We start from the raw sequence: 20,783 nt of genomic DNA on the forward strand, positions 1-20,783 counted from the left end.
CATGGCTTTAGCCAAAACACCTCAGTGTTTTATGTATTTAAATCGGATACAGTCGAAAGATATGTTTTTGATATTGGTTTAAATTCATAAATAGGAGAAACTTTCCTTTTGAAAATCTTGTTATGCTTAATAAAAAACGAAATTATGTTAAGCATTATAAGAGAAACACCACCACACGTATTTGGCATTAGAGCCACAGGACAAGTCACGGCGGAAGATCTAAAAAGTGTGCTGCTGCCTGGATTAGAGGTGCTCACACAAAAATATGGCGAAATTTACTATTTACTTGTACTAGAAACACCAGTAGAAAACTTTACGGTAGGTGCTTGGTTTCAAGATATGATTGCCGGATTAAAGCACTTCACCAAATGGGAAAAAGCTGCCGTAGTTACCGATGAAAAAGCGGTAGAGAAATTTACAGATGCATTTAGTTACATCGCTCCCGGAGAATTTAAAGGCTTTCCCATCGCCCAACTAGACGAAGCAATTTCTTGGTTAAAAATAAAATCTGAATAGTTATGAGATGGATTAGAAATATGGCTGCAGGCCTAATGGGCTCTGTTGCGTTAAACATACTGCACGAAGTAATAAGAAAAAATATGAGCAATGCACCAAAGATAAATTTGATTGGTGCAGAAGCCGTAAATAAAACATTAAGCCAATACGGTAGGCCAATACAAAACCCAGATGATTTGCACAAGGTAACGCTTGAATTGGATCTTATTGCAAATGCGGCCTATTATAGCGCAATAGGTGGCAACGGAAAATACATTTGGCCTAAAGCTATTGCAATGGGATTAAGTGCGGGCATTGGCGCATTGAAACTTCCACAACCTTTGGGCTTAGACCCAACACCGGTAACTGCAACTACACAAAAACAAGTGATGACTGTTGGCTACTATCTTTTCGGAGCTTTGGTTACCGCTTTTGCACTTAAAACAATTTTAAAACCTTAAAAATCAAATATAACATGGAACAATCAAATATGAGTAGAGATAGCTCTAACAATACACAAAATACCGCAGATCATATTAAATCTTTAGAAGGAAAAGAGGCGGTAGAAAAATTACAGGAATTGGCCAAAGGTGCCGAAAACTGTTTTTTCTGTACTAGTATTAAAACGGGTTTGCCGCTTTCGGTAAGGCCAATGTCTGTGTTAGATGTGGATGATAACGGAAACCTCTGGTTTATGAGCCAAGTTGACAGTGCGAAAAATAAAGAAATAGAAGCAGATCCGTTTACGCATTTGTTTTTTCAGCACCACAAAAATTCTGGTTTCTTGAATATATATGGTATCAGCGAAATTATTGAAGACAGAAAGAAAATAGAAGAACTTTGGAACCCACTGCTTAAGGTTTGGTTTCAAGATGGCAAAGAAGATGATAAAATAAGTGTAATTAAGGTAGAACCAACTGATGTTTATTATTGGGATACTAAACACGGTGAAGCCATAGCGTTTATTAAAATGGCGGCTTCTATCATTACAGGCAAAACGATGGATGATTCGGTGGAGGGGAAATTAGAGGTGTAGCCAAGAAATAGCGACATTAAAATCTAGACCCGATAGTAGCGAGCACGTAGCGGCAAACCTATGTGTTTGCCCGGAGTAAAGCGAATAGCTCCGATGAAAGATACTGGGCAGGCAGGATTGAAGAGAGCGAAGACGTAATGTTTTCGCTCTTCTTATTTTAAAAGGTTTTGCATACTCTGGGCTTATTGCTAAATTGCCATATCATGAACCGTAAACTATTCCTATCTTCATTATTGCCAGCTTCGGCTATGTTATACGCTTTTAAAAGTAATGCCGCCACTAACGTATTGACCACCGAAACGGCTGCAAAACATAAAAGACCGCCGTATTTAAAGCCAGGAGATTTGATAGGGATAACTTGTCCGGCGGGATTTATTACCCACGAAGAAGTTGAACCCGCCATACAGCAAATGGAAAGTTGGGGATTTAAGGTGGTAAAAGGCAAAACGGTTGGTGCTAGAGATTTTACTTTTGGCGGTACCGACCAAGAGCGTTTAGCCGATCTGCAAGAAATGTTGAACGACACCAGTATCAAGGCTATTATGTGTGCTCGTGGCGGTTACGGAGCGGTAAGAATTGTTGATCAGTTGGATTTTAGCATATTTAAAATATCGCCTAAATGGCTAATTGGTTTTAGTGATATCACCATTTTGCATTGCCATTTAAATAGTAATTATCGTTTTGCAAGTATTCATTCTAAAATGTGCAATAGTTTTCCGTCTGATTGGAGCAAGGCAGAGCCGATACAAATTGATACCATTAAATCTATTGAGAAAGCTTTGAAAGGAGAGGAGTTGATGAGATATGAAGCTGCCTATCAAAGCAATAATAGGGTTGGGGAGGCAGAAGGAGAATTGATTGGCGGTAATTTACGCTGCATCGAAAACTTAGCTGGAAGTGCATCGGAAATTAAAACGGATGGCAAAATTTTGTTTGTGGAGGATGTTGGTGAATACCTATATAGTATAGATAGAATGTTTTATAATCTGAAACGAGCAGGGAAGCTAAAGAAATTAAAAGGTTTAGTTGTGGGTGGTTTTAGAGTGAAGAAAGATGATGATAATGATGGTTTTGGCAGAACTTTGGAACAGATTGTAATGGATAAGGTGAAAGAGTTTGGTTATCCGGTGTGTTTTGATTTTCCTGTTGGGCACCAAAAAGCTAACTATGCCTTAAAATGTGGCGTAAAACATAAATTAACGGTTGGTGAGCAAGGTACTATTCTACAAGAGCTAGCTTAGTTTGCGCTACACCAATGTGGTAAATGGGCGTTTCCTGCAAGCGGGAAGCTACTATGATTTCTACACCGTTAGCTACTTCGTTAAATAATCTTTGCACCAAATCTGGACAATTATTTTCCCTGCTTAAGTGAGATAGGAAAAGGTGGCTCATGAAATTGGAGCGATGGTTGGTAAACAAATCCAAAGCTTTTTTATTAGACAAGTGACCATTTCCACCACTAATTCTTCTCTTTAAGAAATATGGATAGTTGCCGTTCTGTAGCATTTCATCACAGTAATTAGCTTCTAGAAATGCTGCGTGGCATTGTTTAAAATGATGGATCAAGTTCTCGCAGTGGTCGCCAATATCTGTAAAAATACCAATCTTGATATCTTTATAAGTTACCGTAAAGCTGTGTGGTTCGGCTGCATCGTGCAATTTTGGAAAGGTAGTTACTTCTAAATTTCCGATGTTGATGGTTGAGGTGCCGGAAAAACCATAAATCAAATGCTGCGGTAACATTTGCTTGCCACTTATATGTGTTTTGGTAGTAATGTAAATTGGTAACTGATATTTCTTTGCTAGTACTGGCAAGCCTCTAATATGGTCAGAATGTTCGTGACTAATGAAAATAGCTTTTACTTTTTGCATACTTAGCCCGAGTCTAGCGAGTCGTGCCTCAGTTTCTTTGCAGCTTAAACCTGCATCTATAAGCACCGCATCTTCATCGTTTCCAACGTAGAAACAATTGCCGTTGCTGCCTGTATTAAGTGAAGTAATATATAATGACATTCATCACAAAGGTCGAGAATTTTAATGCGTTTCTGATTAATAAATTTTAAACATTTATATGGTAGATATTATGTTTTTTAATGGTCATATAGAATAGCCATGTTAACTTTATCTGTATTTGTTCTTTTTGAAATATGGTTATTTCGTAAATTGGAAAAACATAGCCATTTGATTACTGTTTTTAAAAGAAAAAACCATGGAAGAAAAATACAATAACGCCACGCCGCAGCGACCATCGGGGCATAGGGCTTTAGATGGTCAGTTGGTTTCTGTAGACCTGCCAAGGTATATCACAGAAATTAAAAGTGAAGCAGCTTATCATGAAAATGGTAAGAATGCAATAACTGTTTTTAAGTCGGAACATGCCACCACGACATTGGTAGCGCTAAAAAATGGTGAAAAAATTCAATCTGGTATAGAAGAGCAACATTTGCTAATGAGTTTGTATGTAATAGAAGGCAGTATAAGTTTTTTAGCTAACGGTAAAGAAGAGTATCTTTCAGTAGGTCAGTTAATTAACTATCATCATGAGCGCTCTTTTCAAGCATCAGCACACGCCGATTGCGTTTGTTTATTAACCGTTATTAAATAAAAACACATCGAAAGAATGTGAATTGTTAAAAAATAACTCTAAAAAAGAATATCAAAAAAATAAAGATTTGCTTGTTTATTCCGTTTAAATGATATATTTGACCAATAAATTAAAATTATAACAATGGAAAAATTTGCAAAAGTTAAAGAAGTAGTAGCTGCTATCGAAGCAGACGTAGAAAAATTTTATAATGCAGGTAATTCAGCTGCAGGTACAAGAGTGCGTAAAGCGATGCAAGATCTTAAAGGTTTAGCTCAAGAAATTCGTACTGAAGTTACAGAGAAAAAAAATAGCGCAAAATAATAAAACGCTCAACGTAATTATGAAAGACCTTGTTGTTTTACAAGGTCTTTTTTTATACCTTAACCAAAGAAAAAAGAGTATTTTACATACTTAACAGATAAAAGGAGATGATTGCAGTACAAGTTACTTATAAAATTAACGCCAATTTTGTAGAGGAGAATGAACGTAATATCGCTGCCTTTCTGAACGATTTTAAAGAATTACGCAATAGCAAGTTCTTATACCATGTTTTTGTGAAAGAGGATGGACTAACGTTTGTACATGTTTCTATGTATCAAAATGAAGAGGTACAACAAGAAGTTTTAAATACGCCTAGTTTTGTTGCGTTTCAAAAACAACGAGATGAGAAAGGCTTAACAGAAGCTCCTACCGTAGAGCGCTTACAACATGTAGGTTCTTCGCTAGGGCTGGTGAAATAAATATTAAGCCGAGAATGTCATGCAAATTTGTATGACATTTTTATTATCTAGTTAAAGGTTAAAACCCTGCAATTTTATTGCAGCTACTTTAGTTTCTATAAATGTTTAATCAATTTTACGTCATCTCGACGAGGCACGAGGAGAGATCTAAAAACTATATCTTTTCCTTATCGCTAGATCTCTCCTCCTAGCTTCGTCGAGATGACGATGATTTTTTGGACTTTCAGTCCGCCATAAAAACTATGGATTTCAAGTCTATAGAGGTTTATTTAGTACCAATAGTTATTCTTCAGTATCTTTCTTCTCATCTAAGTCGCCAGGAAAGTCTTCCGATGAACTACCAGTTCTACTTTGATCTTCATTTGGATATTGATTTGGTTTGTCAGAAGAGCCTGTATAGGCATCATCCGTTAATGAATCATAGCCTTGCGTTCCAGTGTTGTCATAACCATCTCTAGGTTTAATCTTCTGATCTGTTTTTTCTTCTTTCTTTGCCATTTTATTTATCTATTGCTATTGTTCATCGAATCCATTCTAATGTTATCAGTTCCTAATGCTGGACTATCTATTATCATATCTCCATTATTGGTAGTAGAATCCATTTGAGGTCTGTCTGCAATAACTGAATCGGCTAGGTGACCTTCTTCAGCTGAGGTGCCACTATTACAGCCGCACCAATAAAATGCCGTAGAGGTAATGATGAATACTAAATGTCGTTTTCTCATAAAAATTTCTTCTCTAGGAATAAATAACAATTAATAGCTGATCTTGTTGTTGCTCATTAACGTGAATTATGGATGTTTTTATTTGGCTATCAACATATTAAATGTTATAAAATTTAAAAATGCCGTCATTGCGAGGCACGAAGCAATCCTAAAGCAATAAGTTTATGCCCCTGCCATAGTTGTAAGATTGCTTCGTGCCTCGCAATGACGGATTAAGACCCATAATTCACGTTAATTAATAACTTGTGTAAGTAAATAGTTTTCCTGATTTTGGGAAAAGAACCTCATATCAGTGATTTCGGTAAAAGAATTTAAATAGAACTTTTTCAAGGATTATTGGTTTCTTAGTCATATCAAATTACATACGGATGAAAAAGATATTTCCAATAGTAAACGGCGTTGCACTTGTTAGTACCGTTTTCGTAAACTACTTATCAAACTCTGGAGCTTTTAATGGAAATACAATGAAAACGGTTTCCGACCGTTATTTTAATCTTTTTACGCCGGCAGGTTACGCTTTTTCCATTTGGGGATTGATTTATCTTGGTTTGTTTTCATTTGCCATTTATACGGGTAGAAGTTTGTTTAACAAGCAAGAGCCACATCCAGTAGTTGATAAAATTGGATGGTGGTTTTTAATCTCATGCCTATGCAATTCGTTTTGGGTAGCCGCTTGGTTATATAATTATACTTTATTAAGTGTTGGCTTAATGGCGATGATATTGATATCACTATTAAAAATTATTTTGAACCTACACATTAGTTTAGTGGAGGAAAATATCAAAGACTACCTTTTTATCTCTATACCTTTTACTTTATACGTAGGGTGGATATCTGTAGCAATCATTGCTAATATTGCGGCATATTTAACTAAGATCCAATGGGATGGTTTTGGGTTAAGCACTTCTAATTGGGCTATGATTATGATTGTAATTGCAGGGCTGGTTAATGTTTATATGGTAACGCAGCGTAATATGCGTGCTTATGGTCTGGTTGGTATTTGGGCGCTATTAGCAATTGCTTCAAATCAATCAGCCGATGCTAAAGCTATAGTTTACACTTGTTATGGTGTATCTGTGGTAATTTTACTGAGTATTTTGATGAATTTTGCCAAGCCTAAGTATAAGGTTACTTCCTTATAATACGGTTTTTTTACTAATAGGATGTAAATAATAAGGGCATTAAGCTTGGTTTTGTGTTTTTTGAATGGTTAAAAGCCATTTAAAATTCTTTTCATATAATATAGATTAGCTTCACGAAGTTTTGTGACAGATTATCGAAACATTTCAGTAAATAGTCTTCGACGAGTTCGGACTGATGGTAATTTTTCGATAAGTTTTATACAGCTTCCAGATCATCTTAGCTGGAATTAACATTTTAAAGAATTATATTATTCACTTATAAATGTTCTAGTTGTTCTATTAAATCTTCTATATCAAAAGGTTTAGCAATGAAATTGTTAGCTCCAGCATCCATTGCAACAGTTTGTGCATCTCTACCTGCCGACATGACCATAACTTTTAGCTTGTTTAATGCAGGATCAGTACGTATCGTCTTCAAAATATCCTCACCAGAGAGCACAGGCATCCATAGGTCTAGGAGTAAAAGTTCAATGTTTTCTTCGTGTAGCCTCTTTACTAACTTCCGGCTGTCAACCTCGGTACTTACCACAAAAGAAGTGTCTTCCATAATAATTTCTACCATTTCTAAAATAGCAATGTCATCATCACAAATCATTAATTTTTTATTCATGGTTAACCTTTCTAGTAGCAATTGGCAAAGTAAAGCTAAAAGTTGCGCCCTTGCCAGGTTCGCTGTCTACCCAAAGTGTGCCTCCGTGGTGAAGAATAATCTGCTCGCTGATATATAAACCGACACCCATGCCGGGAAAATGTTTCTGAATGTCGGAAGCACGATAGAAACGATCAAAAATGCGCTTTTGGTCTTCCATGGCAATACCCAAACCATAATCTGTAACAGATAATTTAGCAAAGTTGGAAACTTCTGATAAATGTATGCTGATTTTTTGTTCGTTAGGCGAATATTTAATGGCGTTGGAAATTAAATTGTGCAATACCTGAACCAATTGCGATTCATCACCTAGGACAGTTTTGCCCAATTTACCCTGCACCAAAATTTGATGTGAAGGGAAAAGATTACGACTTTCGGTTACAACTTCAGAAATTAGCTGGTCAAAATCAAGACTTTCTTTATGAAGCTCTAAATTTCCAGTTTCTATCCGAGACATATCTAACAAATCGCTAATAATTCGTTGAAGGCGCTCAATTTGTTGACCAGTTTTTTCGAAGATATTAAGAGCTTTTGGTGATAAATCTTTCCCAATCAGTTTATTTAGTGTTTGGTAGTATCCTTTAATAGTGGTTAATGGCGTTTTAAGCTCATGACTAGATACAGATAGGAATTCATCTTTTCTTACCTCGGCTGCTCTATATTCTGTAATGTCTTCGATAGCCAATAATATTCTGTCTTTATATTTCCCGTTTAGTTCAATCCTATGTGCATTGAGTAACATTAATTTCTTTCCAATATGTGGAAAATCATGTTCTACTTCAAAATCAAGTACTGGGTTATTGGTTGGTAGCAATTGCTCAAGTAATACCTTTAGTCCAACAATATCCCATTGGCCATTACCTAATTTATAGAGTTTCTTGCCTATAGTATCTCTGTTTTCAACCTTAAAAGTTCTAAAGAAAAAATCGTTGGCAGAAATCACATTAAGCTGCGGATCGAGCACCAATAATCCTTGTCTAACAGTTTGTACAATTCCATCAAGATATTCTTGATTTGCTTTTAGCTCTTCTGTTCTTGCCTTTACTTTCTGTTCAACAGCATTTCTTTCGAAAATCAGATTTTCTTCAGCATTCTTTCTACGAGTAACGTCATTTTGCACGCCAACAAAATGTGAGACAATTCCGGCATCGTCTTTAATAGGCGAAATATGTAGTTCGTTCCAGAAAAGTTCTCCATTTCTTTTATAATTTCTAATTTCGGTTACAATCGATTCTCCCTTAGAAATTGCTTCACGAAGGTCTTTTCTAGCTTTTTGGTCACGCTCTCTGCCTTGTAAAAAACGGCAGTTTCTTCCTATAAGTTCACTCCGATGGTAGCCAGACAATTTCTCAAAAGCTTTGTTGCAATAAATGATTGGGTTATCGGGAAGGTTGTTGTCGGTAATAATAATGCCAGTTATGGATGAGTCTAATGCAGACTTCAACAAGTTAAAACTGGCGTGTTCGTTGCCGTTGATGGGAAATTGATCTGTTTTCATTCGAATTTAATCTCTATGCTATGACATTGCTTTTTTTATTTCTGTTATCATGAACAATTTGATGAGCAGAATGTTGGGAGATAATGATTAATTTAACAAAAAATCATAGTCTAGCATGATATACTCGATAGACTAGGTTAATCTCGTTTGGAATAGTAGCAATAAAGATCGCTTATTTACCTTAACTTGCAGATATCCTTTAAAATTAAACGTATGAATTTGCGTACTTTTATGTCAACTAGAAATGACATTTTATACTGTTTGCTTTTAAAATAATGTTTAGATTTGCGGACAATGAAGTACAAGGCTTTGATATTGGTATTTTATCTCATGGGTATGATGATGCTGCCATGTAGTGACGCCTATAATGAATGTAGGCCAGAGCAAAATCTACAATCTAAAGTTAAATCCTCTACTGAACATAGTCACGGGACTGATGCAAACGATAACTGTAGTCCTTTTTGTAATTGCAGCTGTTGTCATACCACAATAGACAATAAATTTTTAGCTAAAAAAGAAGAAGAGCCGAAAGCTATCCTTACAGAAAAAAAATATCTTTTTACCAATCAACGTTTCGTTTCTAACTACTACGGAAGCATTTGGCAGCCGCCGAAACTGAATGGTTAATCTTTAATTTTTCGATGATTTGTGTTTAATGTTTTCATTAAGCACTCGTTGCTATATGGCTATTTTCTGCCGGCAACCATCATTATAATTTATTGTTTAATCATCCATGAAAAATGTTAGATAAAATTATTTATTTCAGCATAAAGAACAAGTTATTTATTGGTTTAATGACCTTTGTTCTTATCATTTGGGGCGTTTGGAGTGCAACCAAATTGCCCATTGATGCCGTACCAGACATTACAAACAATCAGGTACAAATATTTACCAGTTGCCCAACGCTTGCCGGTCAGGAAGTGGAGCAGTTAGTTACCTTTCCCATAGAGCAAAGTATTGCCAATGTGCCCAAAATTGAAGAGATACGTAGTATTTCCCGTTTCGGTCTGTCGGTAATTACGGTAGTGTTTGATGAAAAGGTAGACATCTATTTCGCCCGTCAACTCATCAATGAGCGCTTGAAAGAAGCCGTTGATAAAATCCCGCAAGGTGTAGGCACGCCAGAAATGGCGCCCGTTAGTACTGGTTTGGGAGAGGTATATCAATACATCATCCACCCTAAAAAAGGAAGTGAAAATAAATACAATGCCAAAGATTTGCGCAGTATGCAAGATTGGATTGTTGCCAGACAGTTGTACGGTACCGCAGGTATCGCCGAGGTAAACAGTTTCGGCGGACAATTAAAGCAGTATGAGGTCGCCGTTAATCCCGATAGGTTGAGGGCAATGGGGATAAGTATCCCAGAAATATTTACGGCTTTAGAGAAGAACAACCAAAATACTGGTGGTGCTTATATCGACAAAAAGCCTAATGCTTACTTTATTAGAGGTATTGGCTTGGTGAGTTCTTTAGAAGATATCAAGAAAATTGTAGTTAAAAATTCTGGAGCAGTACCTATTTATATTAATGATGTAGCGGAGGTAAGGTTCGGGAGTGCAGTGAGATATGGTGCTTTAACCTATAATGGTGAAGTAGATGCTGTGGGTGGTGTGGTACTGATGCTAAAGAGCGAGAATAGTAATGAAGTGGTGAAACGTATTAAAGAAAAACTGCCAACTATACAAGCCTCATTACCCGATGATGTAATTATTGAGCCTTACTTAGATCGTACAGATTTGGTTGGTAGAGCAATTGCCACTGTAGAAAAAAACTTGATTGAAGGCGCATTGATAGTGATTTTCGTTTTGGTCATTTTTCTCGGGAATTTAAGAGCAGGGCTTATTGTCGCTTCTGCTATTCCATTGGCACTACTTTTTGCTTTGGGCATGATGAATGTTTTCGGTGTAAGTGCCAATTTAATGAGCTTGGGTGCTATAGATTTCGGTTTAATTGTAGATGGAGCGGTAATTGTAGTAGAGGCAACCATGCACCATCTGGGTTTGCGAAAATCTATAAATAAGTTAACGCAGGGTGAAATGGATGAAGAGGTATTTACCTCAGCTTCGAAAATTCGTACAAGTGCTGCTTTCGGCGAAATCATCATTTTGATTGTATACATACCAATATTAACGCTGGTTGGTGTGGAAGGAAAAATGTTTGGTCCAATGGCGCAAACAGTGGGCTTTGCCATTTTTGGTGCGCTAATTTTATCGATGACCTACATCCCGATGATGTGTGCACTTTTCCTTTCGAAAAAGCCAGTTCTTAAAAAGAATTTCAGCGATAAGATGATGGAAAAACTACAGGGGATCTATCTGCCATGGCTAGAAAAAGTAATCAAAATCAAATATTATGTGGTTACGGCAACGGTATTATTGTTCTCTATTTCGATTTTCTTTTTCAGTAGGATGGGAGGCGAGTTTATCCCGCAGTTACAAGAGGGCGATTTTGCTTTTCACTGTATCCTTCCGCAGGGAAGTTCTTTGAACCAAAGTATCGAGACTTCGATGCAAGCTTCACGACTAATTAAACAATTTGATGAAGTGAAAATGGTAGTAGGGAAAACTGGTGCGGCCGAGGTACCTACAGACCCAATGCCGCCAGAAGCTACGGATTTGATGATAGTGCTGAAACCGATGAAGGAATGGAAAACGAAGAAAAGTTATGAAGAATTGGCCGATGCAATGATTGAAAAGCTGGAGGTAATTCCGGGAGTTTTCTTTGAGAAAAATCAACCTATACAAATGCGTTTCAACGAATTAATGACTGGTATTAGACAAGATGTAGCTGTAAAAATTTTCGGAGAGAACATAGATACCTTAGCTAATTATGCAAATGAAGTAAGTGAGGTGATACAAAACGTGGAGGGTGCAACAGCTCCGCAGGTAGAGCGTGTAAGTGGTTTGCCACAAATTAATATCGAGTATGATAGATCTCGTATTGCTAATTACGGTTTAACTATACAAGATGTAAATGACGTGGTGAGTACCGCTTTTGCAGGTAAAAGCGCCGGCCAAGTATACGAAAACGAACGACGTTTTGATTTGGTAGTGCGTTTGGATAGTACTCACAGAAGTAGTATGGACGATGTAAGTAACTTGATGATCCCGACCGACAAAGGGCTTCAAATTCCATTGTCGCAAGTTGCTACGGTTGCTTACAAATTGGGGCCTGCACAAATTAGTAGAGAAGCTGGAAAGCGACGTATTGTTGTAGGTTTCAACGTTGCTGGTCGTGATGTACAAAGTGTAGTTACAGATATTCAACAGCAGTTAAATGAAAAAATCAAGCTCCCATCCGGTTATTATTTCACCTACGGTGGACAGTTTGAAAACCTGCAAAAAGCGAGTTCCCGTTTAATGATAGCTGTTCCGGTTTCACTGTTGTTAATTTTTGGTTTGCTCTATTTTACTTTCCGTTCTTTTAAACAAGCCATTTTAATTTTTACCGCTATTCCAATGAGTGCTATTGGTGGTGTGTTTGCACTAATGTTACGTGGTATGCCATTCAGTATCAGTGCTGGCATAGGCTTTATTGCCCTTTTTGGGGTTGCTGTGCTCAACGGCATCGTGCTTATAGGCACATTTAATCAATTAAAAAAAGAAGGTATGAATGATATTTTGAAGAGGGTAAGGGAAGGTGCAGTTACCCGTTTGCGTCCTGTGTTGATGACCGCTACGGTAGCATCTTTAGGATTTTTGCCAATGGCTATTAGCACAAGCGCAGGTGCAGAAGTACAACGGCCTTTAGCTACCGTAGTAATTGGAGGGTTAATTACAGCAACTTTCCTTACGCTATTTGTACTGCCTTTGCTGTACATCATTTTTGATGGAGCGATTAAATTAAAAGGTAGGTTTGGAGGCAAAACCGTTGTGGCAACAGTAGTTTTGGTGTTAGTAGGATTTTCGTCTGCCACGGCACAAAAACGTATTTCGGTAGAAAATGCAGTTGAAGTTGCATTGAAAAGCAATCAGCAGCTGGATATAAACGAAGCTGAAGTGAAAAGTGCAAAACTGAATACCAAAACTGCATTTGAAATACCCAAAACCGGTGTTTTTGCAGAAAATGAAGACTACCGCCCATCTGATAGGGTAGGTATTTTGAAGATCGGCGTTTCGCAGGCTATTGCTTGGCCAGGTTTGTATGCCGCTCGAAAAAACTATTTGAATGCGCAGCTAAAATATGCAGAATTAAATACTGATTTGCTTAATGCTACGATTAAGAGAGATGTGAAGACTGCTTATTATGAGCTCTGGTATCTGCAAGACAAGCAATTGCTTTATAAACGTTTGGATAGTATTTACACCATGTTGTTCAAAACTACTGAACTGCGAGTGAAAACCGGTGACGTAGCTAACTTGGATAAAGTTGCTGCGGAAGCGAAAATGAGAGAACTGCAAGCGTTCATGGTTCAGAATAGTAAGGAAATAACTATTCAACAGCAACAGCTGATGATGTTGTTGAACCAAAATGAATGGTTGTTACCTTTGGCTTCGCCGTTAGTAAAAGTAAGTGCTGCAAATACAGATGTTAGCGGAACTCATCCTATTTTGGCATTGCAAGAGCAGAACGTGAATATTTCATCATCAAACATTGCCGTACAAAAAAACACCAACAGACCTGAGTTTTCGGGTAGGTTCTTTTCGCAACGATTGTGGGGCGCAAATGATCCATTTACTGGTTTTTCAGTTACTGCAGCTATTCCGTTATTTGGTGGAGGCACTTATCGTAACAAAATAAAAGTGGCAACTGCAGAAAAAGAAGTGCAGGAAAAAACACTTGCCTATCAAATACAACAATTGCAAACACAGCGAAAGTCGGCCGTTGCAGATTTAGAGAAAAACCAATCGTTATTAGAATATTATGAAACTGCTGGATTGAAACAGGCGGAACAAATTATTGCTGCTGCTACATTGAGCTATAAATCTGGCGAAATCAGCTTTGCCGAACTAGGACAGTTTTTGAGCCAAGCCATCGGTATTAGACAGAGCTATCTAGATGTCTTGAACCAATACAATCATTCAGCTATCCAATTTAATTACTACAATAATAAATAAGATGAAACTTGTTTTTAACATATTATTCTTCGCTTTAACCGTTGTTACGCTTAACAGTTGCGGAGAAAAACATACAGAAGGTGATGGAGATAACCATGGTCACGAAGCCAAAAAATCTGAGACAGCTAAAGAGAGAAATCACGAAGAAACAGCTACCATTGCATCGCTCAGCGAAGAACAAATTAAATCTGTAGGTATCACTTTGGGAACCATAGAACAGAAAAGCCTTACCGCTGCTATTAAAGCAAATGGTGCATTACGAGTACCTAATAACAATAAAGCTAATGCAACATCGCTATATGGCGGCGTTGTGAAAAGTTTAAGGGTTCAAATGGGTGATTACGTTCGCAAAGGACAGGTAATTGCTACGATCGAAAATCCGCAGTTTGTACAATTGCAGGAAGAATATTTAACTATCGGTAGCAGAATTACTTTAGCCGAACAAGAATTGCAACGCCAACGTGAATTGAATGCAGGTAATGCTGGCGCTCTGAAAAACCTACAGAATGCCACTTCAGAACTCAATTCGTTAAGAGCTAGAAAGTCATCGTTGCACAAGCAAGTGCAGTTGATGGGCATCAATCCTGCTTCCATTACTGCGGCTACCTTAACTGCTGCACTTTCGGTAACTAGTCCGGTAAGTGGTACGGTAAGTGCCGAATTTGCCAAGATTGGTAGTTATGTAGATGTTTCTTCGCCCGTGGTAGAAATTGTAGACAATAGCTTAATCCACCTAGATTTACAGGTTTTTGAGAAGGATCTACCCTTCATAAAAATAGGGCAGTTGGTAAATTTTACGGTAACTAATAATCCACAAATTACTTATACGGCTAAAGTTTTTAATATCGGTTCGTCTTTCGAGAATGAGAGTAAAACAATCGCTATTCATTGTACCGTTACCGGAAATAAAGCTGGTTTAATTGATGGCATGAACATCACCGGAATGGTGAGCGTAAACAAAGCATTGACTGAAGCCGTTCCAAATGATGCTATTGTAGAGGCTGACGGTAAATTCTATATCTTTATGCAAACCGATAAAAAGGCGGTTGAAAAAAGTGGGGAAAAGGAACATACGCACAAAGAAGGCGAAAAACATGAAAACGTAGCTACAAAAGATCACGTTGCTAATAAGAATTTTGAAAAAATGGAAGTAGCAAAGGGAGTTTCAGAACTTGGCTACACGGCAATTACGCCAATGGGGTATATACCCAAAAATACAAAGATTGTTACCAAAGGAGCTTTTTTTATCAATGCCAAATTAAGCAATACGGGAGGGCACGACCATTAAAATTAGTATTTAATAGCTAATATCTATTCCAAACGGTGACCACGTATTTTTAATGGTCACCGTTTTCGTATTTCTTACATTAGCATCGTTGTGCCTAGACTATTTTAGTGTTTTTATCATTTTCTAGTGTTTTATCATCAGTGGTTTAACACTTTCTTTATCTGGTTTTTGGTGTTGTTAATCAGATTTTTTCGACTATTATATTTTTAAAAAAGGTAGTCCGATTTAGAGGGGTTTAAATCTGTTCAGTAGTACTACCCAAAAAGGAAGCAACGTATCAGTACGCAAAAAATACAATAGCTCGCATGGTACTTTTGCGAAGTACTATCTATAGGGTGGATGACAGCGGTTGTCTGTTTGAAGTTCGCCACTAGGTATGAAATAAAACATAACATCATAAAATCATATAATGAAACATTTAAAGACTATTTTATTCTTTGCGCCAGTATTGGCGATCTTAAATGCAAACGCTCAATTAAAAAAGCAGGCTATAACTGGAAACGTAACTTCGATAAGTAGTGGCGCACCAAGTAATCCTCTTGGAACAAAAGTTCCTGAAAAGATTAATACTGCCGATCGAGATTCGCTTAGTGTGGGCGCCACTAATGCTGACAAGAAGATGCCGGCTGCCGAAGCTGGGCTTGCCAGTCAATCAACGAACACGGAAAGTCCGTTTAAGGCTGCAGTCGGGGTGAAATTTTTATGGGGAATTTCAGCAACTGGAAAATATTTTTTTAAGGATAAACATGCTATAGAAGCAATTTTCCGCTACCGGAGTTTGGGCGGAATAGTGAATGATATTACAGTGACTGCACTTTATCAGTACCAGCGACCAATAGCCGATGTTAGCGGACTATATTGGATGCTTGGCGGAGGTGCATATTTTGGGAATTCTTCTATAAAGAATTCGATACTACCAGCCGAATATAGGGATGGCACCGGCTCATTTTATTTTGGAATTGCCGGTGTGGCAGGTCTGGAATACAAATTTGATGGGATGCCTATCGCCATAAGTGCAGATTGGATGCCAGCTATCAATCTGAATGGGGGAGGTTTTGGATCAGAAAATGGTGGTATAGGTATCAAGTATACTTTTTAACAAAAGCACCTTTTAGGTTTAAACTTAGTAGTTTATGTAATGTGTAGCCGACTTCGCTATTTGCGGGTCGGCTTTTTTATACAGTTTAGTGTTTTTAAACTTGTACTATTTGATCAGGCCACGTAGATAGGCTTCTTTAACCAATCCTACTGTATTTTTAACATTGAGTTTTTGACTTAGACTCAACCTATGGGACTCAACGGTGCGGATGCTCAGAAACAACTTGTCGGCAATTTCCTGATTAGAATACTCATTGGCAATTAGGCTGAGTATTTCATTCTCCCTTTTAGTAAGTTTAAGTAGAGAGGCAGATTTTTTTCCAGAAATTGTTTCTTGTAGGATATTTTTTTTAATGGATTCATCTATGAACTGTTCGCCCTTAGCCACTGTGGTAATGGCTTTGATAAGCGTAACCTGATCTGTTCCCTTTAGCAGGTAGCCATCTGCACCACTTTTCATCATCTTTCTAACATATACTGTTTCCTCGTGGTTGGTAAGTGCAATAATTTTGATGTCGGGATATTTGTCTTTAACAGCCTTGCACAAATCAATCCCATTACTATCCGGAAGTTCTATATCCAGTAAGAGTAACTTTGGGACCTCAATTTCTAGTTGTTGTAAGAGTTGTTGTCCGTTAGTCACGGTAAAGATAATATCAATCTCTGTACTTTCGTTTAAGATAGCTTTAAGTCCATTTAAAATAAGCTGGTGGTCATCAGCGATAGCTATTTTTATCATTTTATCAAATATAAGTTAATAACGCAAGCTAAGCAAAAGCAGTAGTATCTATTTTAAGTAGAACTACGGTAGTTTTCGTTTGCGTAGATGTGCTCTCAAACTGGTACTGATCTCTCTATAGCTTTGCAAGATGAGAATAGTTTTAATGATGATGCTGTTGGCGACAATAATGTCGTGCAGCAAAGAAAAACAGGAAGATAATGGTGTGGTTAGCGGTATAGCTACAGACTCACAGGGAACGCCCTTGGTAGGCGTAAGAATAATTGTAGACAATAGTGTTTTGTTTAATGCTAATCTTACTGCAACAACAGATGGCGCTGGAAAATATAGTGTAAAAATTCCTACCGGTTCGTGGTACGCATTTGCGCTTTATGAAAAGACTTACCACGGCAAAAAGTACAACTTTTACCTTCATCCAGATAGTGATGTCGGTTTTGGGGGAGAGGGTGCGGTGCGCAACTTTAAATGGCAACTTACTGGAGAGAAGGCTTACCCGTTATCAGGTTATTATGGTGGCTTGGTTACCATAGATAACCATCCAGAGTTTAATGTAAATGCTGAAGATATTGAATTTACCTTTACGCCGCAGGGTGAATTGATAGATGGAAGTAACGGAACAACCTTTATAGCGAAAGCGCTGGATGGCCACCAGTTGAAAGACTTGCCAATGGGCAGATATAGGGTAACGGCCAGATACAATGCCAATCCGCTTACATTACGTAGATGGAACACAGACAACGCTTTTGAAACTAGCTTGGTGCTTGATTTTGAACCCCGAATTGATGGACAGTGTGACAATTGTTTTAAGATAGAATATAACAGATAATGAGAGCAGCGTTTTTTAGATACACCGTTATATGTCTACTTTTTCTGGCAGCATGTAAAAAAGATGACAATGATATCATTTTTCCGCAGGGAGACGATGATAAAATTGCGATACCAGCTTCAAAGAATGGTCCGGGATTGGGCGATAATGATGATGTGCCCTTAGGTAATATATTAACACTGCCTCAGGGCATACGGATAGTGAAAAGACCACACAAAAGGTTCGATCCTAGTATGGAGAAACTTTATGCCCATGTAAATACTTTTTATGTAGATATTAATTTGGTGAATGATCGTATGCCCGGAACTCCACCTGTGTACGTAGAATTTCCACCAGGACTGATTGGGGTAAGTATGGATCATGATAAGCAGAATGGCCTTTCTATTGAAAAATATATTATTCCAGTGCCTCCTACCGAACGCATTGGGGGTGGACGAGATACCACCACAATTTATGTAGGTATGTTGTGTCTTAACAAAACTCGGTCAATGCCTTGGTACGACAATGACGAGGAAGAACAGCGTTTTCCAATATCCAGGAACAACTACGAACAATTTGTGGTAACTACCAATCCAAATTTGTTAAGGTTGCTGGAAGAGGTAAAGAACAAACCAAAGCTAAGGGTAGCCCAACATTGGGACCCCATTGAGGCACATGAGCCAGATTATGTACTACCCGAATGGATGAAAATATATGACCATATCAACGAAATGGCGTGGAAGATTACCGATGGCTGGGGCATTACCAATAAGGACCTAAGAGAATTTAGGAAGGCACTAAAGACTTTTGAGTAGCGCGTTTTACTGAGGTGCCCAAAGGGATATTGATGTAGATATTGGTGCCTTCGTTAATGGTGGAGCTAATTTCATGGCTACCGTTAAGCAATTGTATCCGATTGATAAGGTTGGAGATGCCTAAACCATTTTTCTTGATACCGTTTACATCAAATCCCTTCCCATTATCTTCGATGGTAATGTCTAATTGCATGTCGCTAACGTTTAGTTGTACCAAAGCTTCAGAGGCATTGGCGTGTTTGATGATATTGTTCACTGCTTCTTGTACTATCCTATAGATAATTAGCGCATATTCAGCATCTAATGATGTAGTATCTCCAAAAAAGTAAGTGGTGATTTGTAGGTTACTACTTGAGGCCTTATGGCAGAAACTTTCTATAGCATGGGTGAGGCCCTCTTCCAAAAGTATATTAGGAGCCATATTGTGCGAGATGCTGCGTACTTCCCTTGCTGCTGCATCAATAAGGGCTAAGGTTTTTTCTTTACTCGCTGTGCATTCGGTGTTATTGGTTTCGCTTATCCTATTAAGTTGCATTTTAGCTGCGGATAGCGTACTGGCTACAGCATCGTGCAATTCTTTTGCTGTTCTATTACGCTCTCTTTCTTCTCCTGCCAATAGTGCAGCTAACAGCTTTACTTCCTGCTGCATGGTCATTGCTTTTGTTTTTTGTTTATCTACAATAAATGCAATAGCGCCTATTGCAAGTAAAAATAAAATAACAATTGAGGTAATAAGAATAAGATTGTTCTTGCTATTTATTTCATTGGTATGGTTCGCAATCTGTAGCTTTTGTTTTGTCAGTTGCTGTTCCTTAACAGTGGTTTGGTATTTTGTTTCTATCTCTTGGATAATTTCATGATTGGTTTTACTGATTAGTGAATCATTTAGTTTTTCATACTTCTTTCTGTATGCAAGAGCCAATTCAAAGCTTTTACCTTGCTCTTTCAATTCGGCACCTAATAGATATACCTGTTTTAGGTCGGCCATTACCATGATATCTGCAGCATTGGATACACACTTTTCGAAATAATGGTTTGCAGGTCCATAATTTCCCAAACTTTTATGGGCATTTGCCAATCCTTGATACACGTAGGTGTCATAGCCTGGATCAGCTCTTTCAAGTTTCAATTCTGCTAATTTTAGGGTTTCTATGCTCTCGCTGAATTTATGCTGTCTATGATAGATATCCCCGAGATTGATATAGCCTGTAAGCAAAAGGTCAACATCAGCTGTTTTATTGGCAATTGCCAGTAGTGTGACCGAATGTTGCCTAGCTTTTTCGAGTTGATTTTCAAATACTTCTGCTACAATTAGGTTCACTAGACTTCTCCCCATTGCCGAGGTATCCTTCAGTTTTGTAGCAATATCATAGCCTTGTTTAGCATAAAAGCTGCCTTTTTTGTAATCTTTTAAGTCTATAAAAACAGATGCGAGGTTGCTGTTAAATTTACGTTGATTGAAAAGATCGTTTGTTTTTTCCGCTATTTTTAATGCTTTAACGTAATATTCTGCGGCCTTAGTCATCATGGATAGTGAATAATATAGAAGCCCGATATTATTATAGGCATTAGCCTCTGTTCTTTTATTGCCTATTTCGATACTTTTCTGTAGTTGTTCCTCGGCAATTTTCAAGCCCTCTTTGTACTTCAGCTCACGATATAGGAAATTGGTGTAGTCGCCTGTGTATTTCAAGAAACCATTATCAAATTTGATTTCCTTAGCCAATTTGCCAGATTGCCTGAAATAAATATCGGCAGAGTCTTTTTGTCCAGCTCCAGCTTTTTCAGTGGCAATTTGGATAAGCTGGTAAACTTTGACGGAATCTTTAAGTTGTTGGGGATAGACCGAAATTGTAAAAGCAATTAGTAAAAAGGCAATAGTAAACGAACGGTGTGAGATCATAATATACTATGGTATTGGGCGGCAATAAAGTATGCTAGCTCATTTACAAATATGGCTAAAGCAGTATTTTCAATTATTTGTAAATCAATTGTATATTTTGGTAAAACGACCGATGATTTGTTTCGGTAGTAATATTTATAAAGTTGTTTTTGGATAGGTTTCTGTAGATCAGTAGTTAAGACACTATTTTTCTTTATATGTTACAA

21 protein-coding genes are annotated in these 20,783 nt (G+C 37.7%); 14 read left to right on the plus strand and 7 right to left on the minus strand.

All coding sequences use genetic code 11. The features are described from left to right. The first annotated feature begins 144 nt into the window (after positions 1-144). The 4 genes from REI64_RS01495 to REI64_RS01510 all read left to right on the plus strand — a co-directional run bounded on the left by REI64_RS01495 (position 145) and on the right by REI64_RS01510 (position 2,772). A complete protein-coding gene (locus tag REI64_RS01495; RefSeq protein WP_308848310.1) occupies positions 145-516 on the plus strand; it encodes an STAS/SEC14 domain-containing protein in 372 nt (123 codons plus the stop codon). Positions 517-518: 2 nt separating this feature from the next. Beyond that, the gene (locus tag REI64_RS01500; RefSeq protein ID WP_308848311.1) at positions 519-956 is read left to right on the plus strand and encodes a hypothetical protein; all 438 of its coding nucleotides are present in this window, start codon (positions 519-521) and stop codon (positions 954-956) included. 14 nt (positions 957-970) lie between these two features. Further along, entirely contained in the window at positions 971-1,531 is a 561-nt protein-coding gene (locus REI64_RS01505; protein WP_308848312.1) for a pyridoxamine 5'-phosphate oxidase family protein, read from the plus strand. A gap of 203 nt (positions 1,532-1,734) precedes the next feature. Continuing rightward, positions 1,735-2,772: an LD-carboxypeptidase gene (locus tag REI64_RS01510; protein ID WP_308848313.1), complete on the plus strand. Its 1,038-nt coding sequence runs from the start codon at positions 1,735-1,737 to the stop codon at positions 2,770-2,772. Here REI64_RS01510 and REI64_RS01515 read toward each other — a convergent pair. Next, positions 2,750-3,544, minus strand: coding sequence for an MBL fold metallo-hydrolase (locus REI64_RS01515; protein ID WP_308848314.1), 795 nt, complete (start codon positions 3,542-3,544; stop codon positions 2,750-2,752). The two genes, REI64_RS01510 and REI64_RS01515, sit on opposite strands and share 23 nt — an antisense overlap. A gap of 196 nt (positions 3,545-3,740) precedes the next feature. Here REI64_RS01515 and REI64_RS01520 point away from each other — a divergent pair, with 196 nt between their 5' ends. From REI64_RS01520 to REI64_RS01530, 3 genes are all read left to right on the plus strand, one after another. After that, on the plus strand, positions 3,741-4,136 hold the full coding sequence (locus tag REI64_RS01520; protein ID WP_308848315.1) for a hypothetical protein: 396 nt from the start codon (positions 3,741-3,743) through the stop codon (positions 4,134-4,136). Between the two features lie 123 nt (positions 4,137-4,259). Further along, on the plus strand, positions 4,260-4,439 hold the full coding sequence (locus tag REI64_RS01525) for a histone H1 (protein WP_113635034.1): 180 nt from the start codon (positions 4,260-4,262) through the stop codon (positions 4,437-4,439). A 107-nt stretch (positions 4,440-4,546) separates the two neighbouring features. Next, complete coding sequence (locus REI64_RS01530; RefSeq protein WP_308848316.1) at positions 4,547-4,858, plus strand: hypothetical protein; 312 nt, start codon at positions 4,547-4,549, stop codon at positions 4,856-4,858. 282 nt (positions 4,859-5,140) lie between these two features. On the opposite strand, the gene REI64_RS01535 is transcribed toward REI64_RS01530, so the two are convergent. Both REI64_RS01535 and REI64_RS01540 read right to left on the minus strand, forming a co-directional pair. Beyond that, positions 5,141-5,356, minus strand: coding sequence for a hypothetical protein (locus tag REI64_RS01535; RefSeq protein WP_308848317.1), 216 nt, complete (start codon positions 5,354-5,356; stop codon positions 5,141-5,143). Between the two features lie 5 nt (positions 5,357-5,361). After that, positions 5,362-5,583, minus strand: coding sequence for a hypothetical protein (locus REI64_RS01540; RefSeq protein ID WP_308848318.1), 222 nt, complete (start codon positions 5,581-5,583; stop codon positions 5,362-5,364). 368 nt (positions 5,584-5,951) lie between these two features. Between REI64_RS01540 and REI64_RS01545 the strand changes: the two genes are divergently transcribed. Further along, positions 5,952-6,725, plus strand: a complete 774-nt coding sequence (locus REI64_RS01545; protein WP_308848319.1) for a hypothetical protein — start codon at positions 5,952-5,954, stop codon at positions 6,723-6,725. A gap of 256 nt (positions 6,726-6,981) precedes the next feature. On the opposite strand, the gene REI64_RS01550 is transcribed toward REI64_RS01545, so the two are convergent. Together REI64_RS01550 and REI64_RS01555 are read right to left on the minus strand one after the other, a co-directional pair. Further along, a complete protein-coding gene (locus REI64_RS01550; protein WP_308848320.1) occupies positions 6,982-7,335 on the minus strand; it encodes a response regulator in 354 nt (117 codons plus the stop codon). After that, positions 7,328-8,872 carry an ATP-binding protein gene (locus REI64_RS01555; protein ID WP_308848321.1) on the minus strand — a complete coding sequence of 515 codons (1,545 nt, stop codon included), beginning with the start codon at positions 8,870-8,872 and terminating at the stop codon, positions 7,328-7,330. The genes REI64_RS01550 and REI64_RS01555 overlap by 8 nt, the downstream gene beginning before the upstream one ends. Before the next feature lie 294 nt (positions 8,873-9,166). Between REI64_RS01555 and REI64_RS01560 the strand changes: the two genes are divergently transcribed. From REI64_RS01560 to REI64_RS01575, 4 genes are all read left to right on the plus strand, one after another. Further along, on the plus strand, positions 9,167-9,499 hold the full coding sequence (locus REI64_RS01560; RefSeq protein WP_308848322.1) for a DUF6660 family protein: 333 nt from the start codon (positions 9,167-9,169) through the stop codon (positions 9,497-9,499). A 113-nt stretch (positions 9,500-9,612) separates the two neighbouring features. Next, entirely contained in the window at positions 9,613-13,929 is a 4,317-nt protein-coding gene (locus REI64_RS01565; RefSeq protein WP_308848323.1) for a CusA/CzcA family heavy metal efflux RND transporter, read from the plus strand. 1 nt (position 13,930) lies between these two features. After that, positions 13,931-15,217: an efflux RND transporter periplasmic adaptor subunit gene (locus REI64_RS01570; protein ID WP_308848324.1), complete on the plus strand. Its 1,287-nt coding sequence runs from the start codon at positions 13,931-13,933 to the stop codon at positions 15,215-15,217. Positions 15,218-15,626: 409 nt separating this feature from the next. After that, positions 15,627-16,316, plus strand: a complete 690-nt coding sequence (locus REI64_RS01575) for a hypothetical protein (RefSeq protein WP_308848325.1) — start codon at positions 15,627-15,629, stop codon at positions 16,314-16,316. 105 nt (positions 16,317-16,421) lie between these two features. Here REI64_RS01575 and REI64_RS01580 read toward each other — a convergent pair whose 3' ends face one another. Next, positions 16,422-17,054 carry a response regulator transcription factor gene (locus REI64_RS01580; protein WP_308848326.1) on the minus strand — a complete coding sequence of 211 codons (633 nt, stop codon included), beginning with the start codon at positions 17,052-17,054 and terminating at the stop codon, positions 16,422-16,424. Positions 17,055-17,184: 130 nt separating this feature from the next. On the opposite strand from REI64_RS01580, the gene REI64_RS01585 reads away from it, so the two are divergent. Together REI64_RS01585 and REI64_RS01590 are read left to right on the plus strand one after the other, a co-directional pair. Then, positions 17,185-17,880, plus strand: coding sequence for a carboxypeptidase-like regulatory domain-containing protein (locus REI64_RS01585; RefSeq protein ID WP_308848327.1), 696 nt, complete (start codon positions 17,185-17,187; stop codon positions 17,878-17,880). Then, entirely contained in the window at positions 17,880-18,674 is a 795-nt protein-coding gene (locus REI64_RS01590; protein ID WP_308848328.1) for a hypothetical protein, read from the plus strand. The genes REI64_RS01585 and REI64_RS01590 overlap by 1 nt, the downstream gene beginning before the upstream one ends. Here REI64_RS01590 and REI64_RS01595 read toward each other — a convergent pair. Beyond that, a complete protein-coding gene (locus REI64_RS01595) occupies positions 18,646-20,577 on the minus strand; it encodes an ATP-binding protein (RefSeq protein ID WP_308848329.1) in 1,932 nt (643 codons plus the stop codon). The genes REI64_RS01590 and REI64_RS01595 overlap by 29 nt on opposite strands. Positions 20,578-20,783: the final 206 nt, after the last annotated feature.

The sequence above is a fragment of the Pedobacter sp. genome (assembly GCF_031119335.1).
In the GTDB taxonomy this organism is placed as follows: Bacteria; Bacteroidota; Bacteroidia; order Sphingobacteriales; family Sphingobacteriaceae; genus Pedobacter.

What these genes read in the sequence shown, in the direction of transcription:
- REI64_RS01495 (WP_308848310.1), top strand. Translation starts at nt 145, where the DNA reads ATGTTAAGCATTATAAGAGAAACACCACCACACGTATTTGGCATTAGA.
- REI64_RS01500 (WP_308848311.1), top strand. Translation starts at nt 519, where the DNA reads ATGAGATGGATTAGAAATATGGCTGCAGGCCTAATGGGCTCTGTTGCG.
- REI64_RS01505 (WP_308848312.1), top strand. Translation starts at nt 971, where the DNA reads ATGGAACAATCAAATATGAGTAGAGATAGCTCTAACAATACACAAAAT.
- REI64_RS01510 (WP_308848313.1), top strand. Translation starts at nt 1,735, where the DNA reads ATGAACCGTAAACTATTCCTATCTTCATTATTGCCAGCTTCGGCTATG.
- REI64_RS01515 (WP_308848314.1), bottom strand. Translation starts at nt 3,544, where the DNA reads ATGTCATTATATATTACTTCACTTAATACAGGCAGCAACGGCAATTGT.
- REI64_RS01520 (WP_308848315.1), top strand. Translation starts at nt 3,741, where the DNA reads ATGGAAGAAAAATACAATAACGCCACGCCGCAGCGACCATCGGGGCAT.
- REI64_RS01525 (WP_113635034.1), top strand. Translation starts at nt 4,260, where the DNA reads ATGGAAAAATTTGCAAAAGTTAAAGAAGTAGTAGCTGCTATCGAAGCA.
- REI64_RS01530 (WP_308848316.1), top strand. Translation starts at nt 4,547, where the DNA reads ATGATTGCAGTACAAGTTACTTATAAAATTAACGCCAATTTTGTAGAG.
- REI64_RS01535 (WP_308848317.1), bottom strand. Translation starts at nt 5,356, where the DNA reads ATGGCAAAGAAAGAAGAAAAAACAGATCAGAAGATTAAACCTAGAGAT.
- REI64_RS01540 (WP_308848318.1), bottom strand. Translation starts at nt 5,583, where the DNA reads ATGAGAAAACGACATTTAGTATTCATCATTACCTCTACGGCATTTTAT.
- REI64_RS01545 (WP_308848319.1), top strand. Translation starts at nt 5,952, where the DNA reads ATGAAAAAGATATTTCCAATAGTAAACGGCGTTGCACTTGTTAGTACC.
- REI64_RS01550 (WP_308848320.1), bottom strand. Translation starts at nt 7,335, where the DNA reads ATGAATAAAAAATTAATGATTTGTGATGATGACATTGCTATTTTAGAA.
- REI64_RS01555 (WP_308848321.1), bottom strand. Translation starts at nt 8,872, where the DNA reads ATGAAAACAGATCAATTTCCCATCAACGGCAACGAACACGCCAGTTTT.
- REI64_RS01560 (WP_308848322.1), top strand. Translation starts at nt 9,167, where the DNA reads ATGAAGTACAAGGCTTTGATATTGGTATTTTATCTCATGGGTATGATG.
- REI64_RS01565 (WP_308848323.1), top strand. Translation starts at nt 9,613, where the DNA reads ATGTTAGATAAAATTATTTATTTCAGCATAAAGAACAAGTTATTTATT.
- REI64_RS01570 (WP_308848324.1), top strand. Translation starts at nt 13,931, where the DNA reads ATGAAACTTGTTTTTAACATATTATTCTTCGCTTTAACCGTTGTTACG.
- REI64_RS01575 (WP_308848325.1), top strand. Translation starts at nt 15,627, where the DNA reads ATGAAACATTTAAAGACTATTTTATTCTTTGCGCCAGTATTGGCGATC.
- REI64_RS01580 (WP_308848326.1), bottom strand. Translation starts at nt 17,054, where the DNA reads ATGATAAAAATAGCTATCGCTGATGACCACCAGCTTATTTTAAATGGA.
- REI64_RS01585 (WP_308848327.1), top strand. Translation starts at nt 17,185, where the DNA reads ATGAGAATAGTTTTAATGATGATGCTGTTGGCGACAATAATGTCGTGC.
- REI64_RS01590 (WP_308848328.1), top strand. Translation starts at nt 17,880, where the DNA reads ATGAGAGCAGCGTTTTTTAGATACACCGTTATATGTCTACTTTTTCTG.
- REI64_RS01595 (WP_308848329.1), bottom strand. Translation starts at nt 20,577, where the DNA reads ATGATCTCACACCGTTCGTTTACTATTGCCTTTTTACTAATTGCTTTT.